A 10,074-nucleotide genomic window follows, 5' to 3' on the forward strand; every position below is an offset into this window, starting at 1 on the left:
CTCTGACGGCGAAGGGCGGCCTCCCGGGGCCGCCCTTTTTTCGTTGGCGGGGTTGGTGGCTTGGTCGCTGCGGTCATTTGCCTCGGCACCGAGCGGCAGGCCCGCAGAGCAGAGCCGCTGCCGTTGCGAAACCCGGCCAACCGTGTCACTCAACTGTCATATTGTTCCTGTTTGTCGCCCAGGTACCCTGATCAGGAGCCTCTCATGCGAAGTCTGTTTCGAGCCGCCGCCCTCAGCGCGACCCTGACGCTCAGCTTGCTGTCGAGCGCCTTCGCCCTCGATACTCGTTACCGGGATACCGACGGCGACCTGGTCGCCGACATTCCGGCCGCCGCCGAGCAGGTCGATCCGGCCGTGCTGATCTTCGCCTATACCCCGGTCGAGGATCCCTCGGTCTATGCGCGTGTCTGGGACTCCTTCCTGCAGCACATGTCCCGGGTGACCGGAAAGCGCGTCCAGTTCTTCCCGGTGCAGTCCAATGCGGCGCAGATCGAGGCGTTGCGCGCCGGTCGGCTCCATGTGGCCGGCTTCAATACCGGCTCGACGCCGCTCGCCGTCAACTGCGCGGGTTTCCGGCCCTTGTTCATCATGGCCGCCAATGACGGCGATTTCGGCTACCGGATGCAGTTCATCACGCATCCCGGCTCCGGCGTCGAGAAAATGGAGGACATCCGCGGACGGCGCATCGCCTTCACCTCCGAGACCTCCAACTCCGGCTACAAGGCGCCTTCGGCGCTGCTGCGCGACGCCTACAGGCTCGAGGCCAACCGCGACTTCACGCCGGTCTTCTCCGGCCGGCACGACAATTCGGTGCTGGGCGTGGCCAACCGCGACTATCCGGTCGCCGCCATCGCGAGCGAAGTCGCGCGGCGCATGGTCGCACGCAACGTCGTCCGCGCCGACGCATTCCGGGTGATCTACGAGTCGGACCGCTTCCCCACCACCGCCTACGGAGTGGCCCACAACCTGCGCGCCGACCTGCAGGACAAGATCCGCGAAGCTTTCGCCACCTTCCCGTGGGCCGGCACGGCCCTCGCGGAGGAGTTCGGCAAGACCATTCCGGCCGGTGAACGCTTCATGCCGATCACCTATCGCGACGCCTGGAAGGTCGTGCGCGACGTCGACGCCTCCGTCGGCGTCCAGTACACCTGCCGCTGAGCAGCCGGCCATCGACTGACCGGTTACCCCGCGCTGTGCCACGGCGCGGGGTTCCGCTGTAACTGATGAGGATTTGCGCCCGGTGCTGCGGATCGACAATCTGAAGAAGCGCTACAAGACCGGCGACATGGCGCTCAGGGGCGTATCCTTCACGGTTCAGCCTGGCGAGCTCGTCGGTCTCATCGGTCCCTCCGGTGCCGGCAAGTCCACCCTCATCCGCTGCGTCAACCGACTGGTCGAGCCGACCGCCGGCTCGATCCGCCTCGGCGACGTCGTCCTGACGGATCTCGGCGGAAGGGAACTGCGCAAGGCGCGCCGGCACATCGGCATGATCTTCCAGGAATTCGCGCTGGTCGAACGCCTGACGGTCATGGAGAACGTGCTGTCGGGCCGGCTGGGCTATGTCGGCTTCTTCGCCAGCTGGCTGCGCCGCTTTCCCGAAGCCGACATCCAGCGCGCCTTCTCGCTCCTCGACCGGGTCGGCCTCACCGACCATGTCGACAAGCGCGCGGATGCCCTCTCCGGCGGCCAGCGCCAGCGGGTCGGGATCGCGCGGGCTCTGGCGCAGGACCCCGAACTGCTGCTGATCGACGAGCCGACCGCGAGCCTCGACCCCAAGACGTCCCGGCAGGTGATGCGACTCATCACGAAGCTCTGTGCCGAACGGGGGTTGGCGGGGATCGTGAACATCCACGATGTGGCGCTGGCGCAGATGTTCCTGCCACGCATCATCGGCCTGCGCGCCGGCGAGGTGGTGTATGACGGGCCCGCCGCGGGACTGTCCTCCGACGTTCTCACGCGCATCTACGGCGAGGAAGACTGGTCGAAGCCGGCCGGCGACGCCGAGGACGAGGACGACCTGCCGGCCGCGACACCGCAGGCCGCGACCGGTCTCGTCGCCGACCCGCTGGCGGTGCGCTGAACGTGGACACGCAGCTCGCAGCACCCGCCGGGCCGCGCCTCTGGACGCGCCCGCGCCTGATCAAGCGGGCATGGCTGCGCTGGGCGATCGTGCTGGGCGCGGGCCTCTATCTCGTGCTCGCGATCGGCAGCGTCGACGTGAACTGGGCGCGCGTGTCCGAAGGGATCGTCCGCGCCGCGCGCCTCTTCTCGGGCTTCCTGCAGCCGGACTTCACCTCCCGCTGGAGCGACATCCAGCAAGGTTTGATCGAAAGCCTCACCATGACGGTCTGCGCGACCGTCTTCGGCGTGATCCTGGCCCTGCCGATCGGGCTCGGCGCGGCGCGCAACGTCGCCCCCGCCTGGCTCTACGGCATCTGCCGGGCCATCATCGCGGTGGCGCGCGCCTTCCAGGAGATCATCGTCGCCATCCTTTTCGTCGCCATGTTCGGCTTCGGCACCTTCGCGGGCTTCCTGACGCTGTCGCTCTCCACCATCGGCTTCCTGTCGAAGCTGATCGCCGACGACATCGAGGAGATCGACGAAAGCCAGGTCGAGGCGATCCGCTCGACCGGCGGTGGCTTCTGGCAGGTGGTCGACTATGCGGTCGCCTCGCAGGTCATGCCGCGGCTGGCGGGGCTGATCGCCTACAAGTTCGACATCAACTTCCGCGAGAGTTCGGTGATCGGGATCGTCGGCGCCGGCGGCATCGGCGCCACGCTCAACACCGCGCTCGATCGCTACGAGTTCGACTCCGCCGCCGCGATCCTGCTGATCATCATCGGCATCGTCATGCTGTGCGAATACGCCTCGGGCTGGATCCGCAAGAGGATGGCCTGAGATGAGGATGGGCTGAATGGCGGTTCTGCTGGGAGAAGACGGGGCGCGCGGCTGGCGGCTCCTGACGGCGGAACAGCGCCGCTGGCGCTGGTTCGCCTGGCTCGCGCTCGTCGCCGTCACCGTGCTGTCCTGGCGCGTGATGACGCAGGACACGATCTGGGCCTTCGTCAGCGACGCGCCGCGCCAGGCGCAGGACATTTTCGGCCGGATGCTGCCGCCGCGCTGGTCCTACATGGACAGACTGTGGCAGCCGCTCTGGGACACGATCAATATCGCCACGCTCGGCACGCTGATCGCCATCGTGATCGCGACCCCTCTGGCCTTCCTCGCCGCGCGCAACACGACGCCGAGCGCGCTCTTCGTGCGCCCCGTCGTGCTGTTCATCATCGTGGCGTCCCGTTCGATCAACGCGCTGATCTGGGGTCTGCTGCTGGTGGCGGTGCTGGGACCCGGCGTGCTCGCCGGCATCATCGCCATCGCCCTGCGCTCGATCGGCTTCATCGGCAAGCTGCTCTACGAGGCCATCGAGGAGATCGACGAGACGCAGGTCGAGGCGATCCGCGCCACCGGGGCCCATCCCGCACAGGTGATGAGCTACGGCATCTGGCCGCAGATCCTGCCGGCCTTCGCCACGATCGCGGTCTTCCGCTGGGACATCAACATTCGCGAGTCGACTGTGCTCGGCCTCGTCGGCGCAGGCGGCCTCGGGCTCGCGCTGGAGAGCTCGCTCAACACGCTCGCCTGGCCGCAGGTCTCGCTGATCCTGCTGATCATCCTCGGCACGGTCGTGCTCAGCGAATGGCTGACCGCACGGGTCCGCAAGGCCATCATCTGAGGCCAGGGCGACCGGCGATCGGGTAGCTTCCTGATGCCGTCATGGCGCGACTATGCGTCAGGCGCCATCGGCAATGGCCTTCTCCTCGGCGGCGGCGACACGGTCCGGCGCACGCAACCTCAGCGGCTTTCTCCGCCCTGCCGGGTTTTCCCAGTCCGCCACCGAACAGCAACCGCGCGGCCCGTGCGGGCGGTTGTCGAAGGGGTTTTCCACGCGGCAGGTCGCTGTCGGCCACAGGCGGTTCATCCGCACCTCAGCGGCAGATGATCGGCGGACCCGGCGATCCCTTGCCCCAGCGCAAGGGCATCCTGTTCACGGCGCCGCGACCAATTCTCACGAAATTGCGACCGTGCAATGATGCAATCGTTTATCTGCATCAGTTATTGCGTTTTCTCAAGTTCGTGATTGGCAAGTGATGAGGCCGAGGTCCATTTCAGGGTTGTCGACGGCGGACACATCCCGCCGACACAGCAACACCTTCCGGTCGGCGCGTGTCCCTCCCCGCCCGGTTTCGAACGGAGAACGACCATGAAGAAGCTCATCCTGACTGCCGCCCTGCTGGCTCCCCTCGCCGCTGCTCCCGCATTCGCCCAGGTCGACGCCTCGGCCAATGTCGCGGTCACCCAGACCCGCGAGATCCCGCGCGAGTTCACCTCGCGTCGCGTCCTCGAGGTTCCCGCCGCACTGAACCGTGGCGAGCAGGGCCAGATCAATCGTCAGGGCCTGCCGGGTAACTTCTGATTCCCGGCTTCGACCAGATCCAGGGCGGGCTCCGGTCCGCCTGAACACCACCGGCCGGGCCGCCACGGCCCGCCGGCCCCCTCCAGGAGACCCACCATGAACAAGATCATCCTCGCCGCCGCTCTGCTGGCCCCGCTCGCCGCAGCTCCCGCCTTTGCCCAGGTCGAGGCGACGCAGCGCAACAGCGTGACGCAGTACCAGACCCAGTCGCCGCGCGAGTTCACCGCCCGTCGCGCCTACCAGGCACCGGTCGCCGTCGAGCGCGCGGACGTCCAGTCCGACCGTCAGGGCCCGTCGGGCAACTTCTGATCCCCGGCTTCTACCAGATCCAGGGCGGGCTCCGGTCCGCCTGAACCACCGGCAGGGCCGCAACGGCCTGCCTCACACCCAAAGTAGACCCATCATGAACAAGATCATCCTCGCCGCCGCTCTGCTGGCCCCGCTCGCCGCCGCTCCCGCCTTTGCCCAGGTCGAGGCGACGCAGCGCAACAGCGTGACGCAGTACCAGACTCAGTCGCCGCGCGAGTTCACCGCCCGTCGCGCCTACCAGGCACCGGTCGCCGTCGAGCGCGCGGACGTCCAGTCCGACCGTCAGGGCCTGTCGGGCAACTTCTGACGCCCGCTCACTGAAACTACAGCAAGCGCCGGGGCTCAGCCCCGGCGTTTTTGCGTCCGGATGTGGGGACGCCGACCCTGGGCCGGTGACGGCGCGAAATCGTGCGATGAAGAAGAATGGTACAACCGCCCCGGCTCGAACGGGGGACCTCCAGAGCCACAATCTGGCGCTCTAACCAACTGAGCTACGGCTGCACACGCCCGACCAAGTGGAAAACCTCCCGAGCGGCGCGCAACCTAGTCCGAAGGTCCGGGCAATGCAAGGCGCCAGACGCGACCTTGATCAGCGCGCGGCCATTTTTCGCAATGCCTTGACGGATTTGAGGTATTTTCTTCGCCACGGTGGCCGGCACGATAGAAAAAAGCCCGGGCGCGGGCCCGGGCTCGAAGTTTTGACCGCAGCTGCAAGGATGCGGTCGGGAGGATGGTGATGCTGCCGCCCGCGGACGGCGGCAAATTCAGATGGCGGCAGTCTTCAGGACCTTGCCGACCTTCTCCTTGACCGGCTCGACGGTCTCGGTGGCGGTCTTCTGAACGACGGCCGAGAGGTCCTTGCCCTGGGTCTGGACGGTTTCGAACAGCTTGCGGGCATAGGCCGTCTGCAGCTCGATGACCTCAGCGAGGGACTTGGCGCCCATCAGGTCGCGGGCGTGATCGAAGCCCGCGTTCATGTTGGAGCGGGCGGCCTCGAGGGCCTTCAGGTTGAAGTCCTTCACGCCGGCGCTCGCCGTCGAATAGGTGTCCTCGACCAGATCGGTGGTCTCTTCGGCGGCGGCCTTCATCTTGGCATAGCCGTCCTTGATCTGCGCCACGGCCTTTTCGGTGGCCTCGCGCATGGCGGCGGGAACCTCGGCCTTGGCGAAATCGAACGAAGCTCCATCGAACTTCGGCATTTCGAACTTCGTCAGGTCGAAGGTCGGGAAGGGGAAAATCTGCGCGGCGGTCGCCGGCTTTTCGGTCTTCGGCGCTTTTGCGGCCTGGCTCATGATGGGCATCCTCGCGGGGTCACTTGAACGGGAAGTCACCGCAGCCGCTTCCCCGCTGGAACTGGCGCGACGAGCCGGTCCGCATTTGGAGCGCAGACCATCACGCCGCCGATATAGTCTAAATGATGGTGCATTGCAACAATATATTGCATCGCACAAACCGTAGGACAGCAGTCAATCCTGCCGGGTTCCCGGTTTCGGGGCGAGGGCGCCGCCGAGCTCGCGCGCCTGTTCTTCCATCGCCTTCATCTGATCCTGCAGGAAGCGGGTCTGGATCTCCATGACCTCGGCCATGTCGCGGGCCTGAACCAGGCGCTGGGCATAGTCGAAACTGGCGGCCACATTGGTCTCGGCGAAAGCGATCGCCTTGCGGCCGACGTCCTGGGCGCTGGACTGGACGGCACCGGTGGACCCGTCCATGGCCGAGACCGTGCGCTGGGCCGCGCCGACGAAACCGTCGAAGGCCTTGCGGGCCTGTTCGACGCTCTTGTCGGCGAACTCCCGCATCTCCTGCGGAATCTCATAGGCACCAGGGGTCCTGCCGGCCATGCAAACCTCCCGAATCGGCGCCGCTCGCGGCCCGCGTCGCCTCATCCTTAGCCGCCGCGGGGCTGCCGCGATAGCTGTTGTGGATTACGCCTCAGGGCGAGGGCCGGATCTCACGCCGCGCCGGTCTCCGGCGGGCGCTGGAGGCGCGCCAACTCGCCACGCACCAGAGTGAGTTCCGCGACGATGGTGTCGAGGCGGGCGTTGAGCTCGGCCTCGGCGGTCGCCGGGTGCATCAGCTTCGGCTGCCCATCATCGGTCTCGGCGTCGAGCGCCGTGACGACGACGCCGATGAAGAGGTTCAATGCCATGAAGGTGGTCAACACCATGAAGGTAATGATGATGAACCAGCCGAAGGGAAAGCCCTTCTCCGCCAGCGGCTTGACGATCCCGCCGGACCAGTCGTCGAAGGTCATGGCCTGGAACAGCGTGTAGGCGGAGGCGCCGATGCTGCCGAAATGGTCCGGCAGAGCCACGCCGTAGAGCTTCGTGACGATCACCGCGAAGACGTAGAAGATCAGCCCGAGCAGCAGGCCGATGGAGCCCATGCCCGGCAGCGCCGAGATCAGGCCGCCGACCACCCGTCGCAGCGCAGGCACGGCGGTGACGAGGCGAAGGACGCGCAGGATGCGCAGGGCGCGCAGTACCGACAGGCTGTCGGAGGCCGGAACCAGGGCGATCGCGACCACGAAAAGATCGAACAGGCTCCACGGATCGCGGAAGAAGGCGCCGCGCTTCACCGCGATCCGCGCGAGGATCTCGGCGACGAAGACGGTCAGGACGATGTTGTCGATCGTCAGCAGAATGCCCCCGACCTGGGCCATGACCGTGGGACTGGTCTCGAGGCCGAGGGTGATGGCGTTGATGACGATGAGCACGATGATGGCGGTCTCGAACCGCGGGTGCTGGATCAGGGCGCGCAGCTTGTCGATCATGGGTGAGTTCGGAGTTCTCGTTGGGGAGGGAGTTAACCCTGCCTAACACGGGCTCTTGACTGCCGCCACGGCAGCGCGGGCACAGACGAGCCTCCAGGGCATCTGGATTAACCCTAACTGAGGGTTGACGCTTGGGAAGACCCTTCGTGACATGGACGTTTCGGCTCTGTTCCGACACAATCCATCAACACATCCTTTACCAATGCGGCGTGCCGGATGCGGCATGCCCCGCCTCTTGCCCGGAAGCGACCGTATGACATCCGCGTTCCCCAGCCTGTCGACGATCCTGTCGGAGCCGGACGTCGCGCGCCTGATGGCGGAACCCGGCCCCTGGTGGCTGTGGACGGCCGATGCGAGCCGCCTCGTCATCGCCAACACGACCGGCGCGCGCGCCATGGGCGCCAGCGGCCTCGCCGCCGCCCTCGACCGCGACTATCCCGCGGCCCATGCCTTCGCCGCCCAGATCGGCCGGCTGGCGCCGACCCTGCCGGCCGACGGCACGCCGCGCAGCGAACGCATGCGCATCGCGGGACGTTTCGGTTCGGAAAGTGTCGTCGCCGAAGCCTGCCGCATCAGGGCCGGCGCGCTCAGCCTGATCGCCGTGCGCCTGCCAGCCCTGCGGCGCGGATCGGCACGCGAGGCGGCGCTGGGCTTCATCGCGACGCTGCGAGTCCCCGCCCTCGCCTTCGACCGCGCCGGTTTGCCGCTGGCGGCGAGCGACGCCGCGGCGGCCCTGTCGGCGACGCCGCTGCGCGATCTCGTCGGACCCGCCGCCGAGACGATTTTCGACAGCATCGGCGCCACGGGGCGCGCCTCGGTGGACCTCGTGAACGGGCCGATGTCGGTCGTGGCGCTGATGGAAGCCGACATCGTCGTCGCCCTTCTCGACCCGCTCGCCAAGATCGTCCCGGAGACCGGTCTCCGCCTGGTCGCGGGGGGCGCCGGATCGGTCGCGGCCTTGGCCTCGGACGCGGCGGCGATGGAAGCCGCCGCGGTGGACACCCCCTCGACTGCCGATGTCGGGAACGGCGCCGTCTCGGCCGAAGCGGTCGAAGAGACCGCCGAAGAGGCCACACCGTCGGTATCCGTGGCAGAGCCCTCCACGCCCGGGCCGGCAGCGGAGATCGCGGAGCCCGCGGCTTCGGCCGAACCTGCCGGCCGGGTTGCGGCATCTCTCGTCTCAGCCGAGCTTGGCGGCGATGAAACGACGGACGCCGAAGCTACCGAGGCATCCGAGGAGGTCTCCCGAGACGTTCTCCGGCAGGCCCTCCCGACCGGGCTCGAGAGCCCGTCGACACCGGACGTCGCGCCGGCCGAAACCGCCGCCGTGCCGGACCCGGTCGACGCCGCTCTTGCCGCGCCGCAGCGCTTCTCCTGGCGGATGGACGGGGATTATCGCTTCCACACCATCGCACCGGACGCGGTCGCCGGCCTCGCCGGCGAAACCCTGGAAGCCGCGGCCAACCGCTTCGGCATCGACCCCGACGGCGCCCTCACGGCAGCCGTGACGGCCTTCAGACCTTTCAGCGGCGTGCCCGCTCTCTGGCCGCTGGGTGATGCGGGACGTCGCCTGGCGGTGACGCTCGCCGCCTTCCCGACGCTGCGCGACGGCGCCTTCCATGGCTATTCGGGCTTCGGCCTGGTGGTCGAGGAAGCCTCGCGGGTCGCTCCTGCGACGGCTCCCGAGCCCTTGCCGCAGGACGCGCCGGTCGCCGGTCCTGCTGAAGCCGCTGAACCAACCGCCGAAAGCGCCGATGTCGGGACCGCCTCTCTGCCCGCAGACGCCGTGGACGACGATGCCGACGTCGCAGCCGAGACGGATGAACCCGTCGACGCGCCGGAAGCTCCGGACCTGACCACTGCCGGGGACGATGCCGCCCAGCCTGCCGAAGGCGAAGCCGCGACCACCGAGACGGCCGCCGCCGCGTCAGACGAGGATGCCGACGTCGCAACCGAGGCGGATGAACCCGTCGACGCGCCGGAAGCTCCGGACCTGACCACTGCCGGGGACGATGCCGCCCAGCCTGCCGAAGGCGAAGCCGCGACCACCGAGACGGCCGCCGCCGCGTTGGTCGCGGACGCCGAGGTCGCTGCCGAGGCGGATGAACCCGTCGGCGCCGCGGAAGCCATGGACATCGGCGCTTCCGAGGACGACGCGGCCCTGCCTGCCGCGACTGCCGTCGAAGGCGTCGACCCGGTGGCGCCGACCGAGGTGTCCGAAGCCGGCGCGACGAAGGCCGCCGCAGCGGAGACGACGGCTGCCGCCGGCGATGCGCCGGTGCCCGAGGCGGCGCAGCCCGGCGAACCCGTTTCCGATGCCGATGCGACGCGGCCACAGGCCGACACGCGCCCGGTTCTGACCGTCCACACCAATCCGCCCAATGTCGTCGCGCTCAGGACCTCCGTCGGCCAGGACAGCAAGCGCCCGCAGCTGTCGCCGGGCGAGCGCAACGCCTTCCGCGAGATCGCCCGCGCCCTCGGCGCCCGCACCGGCGACCCGATCCCGGCCGACCAGGGC

12 protein-coding genes and 1 tRNA gene are annotated in these 10,074 nt (G+C 68.2%); 8 read left to right on the plus strand and 5 right to left on the minus strand.

Annotation, left to right across the window (positions count from 1 at the left end; genetic code table 11):
• Positions 1 to 204: 204 nt before the first annotated feature.
• From phnD to phnE (Q8O26_RS13305), 4 genes are all read left to right on the plus strand, one after another.
• The gene (gene phnD, locus Q8O26_RS13290; RefSeq protein WP_305576352.1) at positions 205 to 1,158 is read left to right on the plus strand and encodes a phosphate/phosphite/phosphonate ABC transporter substrate-binding protein; all 954 of its coding nucleotides are present in this window, start codon (positions 205 to 207) and stop codon (positions 1,156 to 1,158) included.
• Between the two features lie 82 nt (positions 1,159 to 1,240).
• On the plus strand, positions 1,241 to 2,080 hold the full coding sequence (gene phnC, locus Q8O26_RS13295) for a phosphonate ABC transporter ATP-binding protein (RefSeq protein WP_305576354.1): 840 nt from the start codon (positions 1,241 to 1,243) through the stop codon (positions 2,078 to 2,080).
• 2 nt (positions 2,081 to 2,082) lie between these two features.
• Positions 2,083 to 2,898, plus strand: a complete 816-nt coding sequence (gene phnE, locus Q8O26_RS13300) for a phosphonate ABC transporter, permease protein PhnE (RefSeq protein ID WP_305576356.1) — start codon at positions 2,083 to 2,085, stop codon at positions 2,896 to 2,898.
• Positions 2,899 to 2,914: 16 nt separating this feature from the next.
• Complete coding sequence (gene phnE / locus Q8O26_RS13305) at positions 2,915 to 3,733, plus strand: phosphonate ABC transporter, permease protein PhnE (protein WP_305576358.1); 819 nt, start codon at positions 2,915 to 2,917, stop codon at positions 3,731 to 3,733.
• 57 nt (positions 3,734 to 3,790) lie between these two features.
• On the opposite strand, the gene Q8O26_RS13310 is transcribed toward phnE (Q8O26_RS13305), so the two are convergent.
• Positions 3,791 to 3,979: a hypothetical protein gene (locus Q8O26_RS13310; protein ID WP_305576360.1), complete on the minus strand. Its 189-nt coding sequence runs from the start codon at positions 3,977 to 3,979 to the stop codon at positions 3,791 to 3,793.
• Positions 3,980 to 4,261: 282 nt separating this feature from the next.
• On the opposite strand from Q8O26_RS13310, the gene Q8O26_RS13315 reads away from it, so the two are divergent.
• The 3 genes from Q8O26_RS13315 to Q8O26_RS13325 all read left to right on the plus strand — a co-directional run bounded on the left by Q8O26_RS13315 (position 4,262) and on the right by Q8O26_RS13325 (position 5,090).
• Positions 4,262 to 4,474: a hypothetical protein gene (locus tag Q8O26_RS13315; protein WP_305576362.1), complete on the plus strand. Its 213-nt coding sequence runs from the start codon at positions 4,262 to 4,264 to the stop codon at positions 4,472 to 4,474.
• Between the two features lie 96 nt (positions 4,475 to 4,570).
• On the plus strand, positions 4,571 to 4,783 hold the full coding sequence (locus Q8O26_RS13320; RefSeq protein WP_305576364.1) for a hypothetical protein: 213 nt from the start codon (positions 4,571 to 4,573) through the stop codon (positions 4,781 to 4,783).
• A 94-nt stretch (positions 4,784 to 4,877) separates the two neighbouring features.
• Entirely contained in the window at positions 4,878 to 5,090 is a 213-nt protein-coding gene (locus Q8O26_RS13325; RefSeq protein WP_305576366.1) for a hypothetical protein, read from the plus strand.
• 117 nt (positions 5,091 to 5,207) lie between these two features.
• On the opposite strand, the gene Q8O26_RS13330 is transcribed toward Q8O26_RS13325, so the two are convergent.
• The 4 genes from Q8O26_RS13330 to Q8O26_RS13345 form a co-directional block, all read right to left on the minus strand.
• Positions 5,208 to 5,284, minus strand: a tRNA-His gene (locus Q8O26_RS13330).
• Positions 5,285 to 5,547: 263 nt separating this feature from the next.
• Positions 5,548 to 6,075, minus strand: coding sequence for a phasin (locus Q8O26_RS13335; RefSeq protein ID WP_305576368.1), 528 nt, complete (start codon positions 6,073 to 6,075; stop codon positions 5,548 to 5,550).
• 174 nt (positions 6,076 to 6,249) lie between these two features.
• Positions 6,250 to 6,624 carry a phasin gene (locus Q8O26_RS13340; protein ID WP_305576370.1) on the minus strand — a complete coding sequence of 125 codons (375 nt, stop codon included), beginning with the start codon at positions 6,622 to 6,624 and terminating at the stop codon, positions 6,250 to 6,252.
• Between the two features lie 110 nt (positions 6,625 to 6,734).
• Positions 6,735 to 7,556 carry an ion transporter gene (locus tag Q8O26_RS13345; protein ID WP_371134561.1) on the minus strand — a complete coding sequence of 274 codons (822 nt, stop codon included), beginning with the start codon at positions 7,554 to 7,556 and terminating at the stop codon, positions 6,735 to 6,737.
• Between the two features lie 253 nt (positions 7,557 to 7,809).
• Here Q8O26_RS13345 and Q8O26_RS13350 point away from each other — a divergent pair.
• Positions 7,810 to 10,074 (plus strand): hypothetical protein (locus Q8O26_RS13350; RefSeq protein ID WP_305576372.1); only part of this gene is annotated, 2,265 nt, incomplete at its 3' end.

Source organism: Phreatobacter sp. (genome assembly GCF_030691135.1).
In the GTDB taxonomy this organism is placed as follows: domain Bacteria; phylum Pseudomonadota; class Alphaproteobacteria; order Rhizobiales; family Phreatobacteraceae; genus Phreatobacter.

Bases quoted from the DNA above. Each gene is read 5' to 3' on its own strand.
- phnD (WP_305576352.1), top strand. From the start codon at position 205: ATGCGAAGTCTGTTTCGAGCCGCCGCCCTCAGCGCGACCCTGACGCTC.
- phnE (WP_305576358.1), top strand. From the start codon at position 2,915: ATGGCGGTTCTGCTGGGAGAAGACGGGGCGCGCGGCTGGCGGCTCCTG.
- Q8O26_RS13310 (WP_305576360.1), bottom strand. From the start codon at position 3,979: ATGAACCGCCTGTGGCCGACAGCGACCTGCCGCGTGGAAAACCCCTTC.
- Q8O26_RS13315 (WP_305576362.1), top strand. From the start codon at position 4,262: ATGAAGAAGCTCATCCTGACTGCCGCCCTGCTGGCTCCCCTCGCCGCT.
- Q8O26_RS13320 (WP_305576364.1), top strand. From the start codon at position 4,571: ATGAACAAGATCATCCTCGCCGCCGCTCTGCTGGCCCCGCTCGCCGCA.
- Q8O26_RS13325 (WP_305576366.1), top strand. From the start codon at position 4,878: ATGAACAAGATCATCCTCGCCGCCGCTCTGCTGGCCCCGCTCGCCGCC.
- Q8O26_RS13335 (WP_305576368.1), bottom strand. From the start codon at position 6,075: ATGAGCCAGGCCGCAAAAGCGCCGAAGACCGAAAAGCCGGCGACCGCC.
- Q8O26_RS13340 (WP_305576370.1), bottom strand. From the start codon at position 6,624: ATGGCCGGCAGGACCCCTGGTGCCTATGAGATTCCGCAGGAGATGCGG.
- Q8O26_RS13345 (WP_371134561.1), bottom strand. From the start codon at position 7,556: ATGATCGACAAGCTGCGCGCCCTGATCCAGCACCCGCGGTTCGAGACC.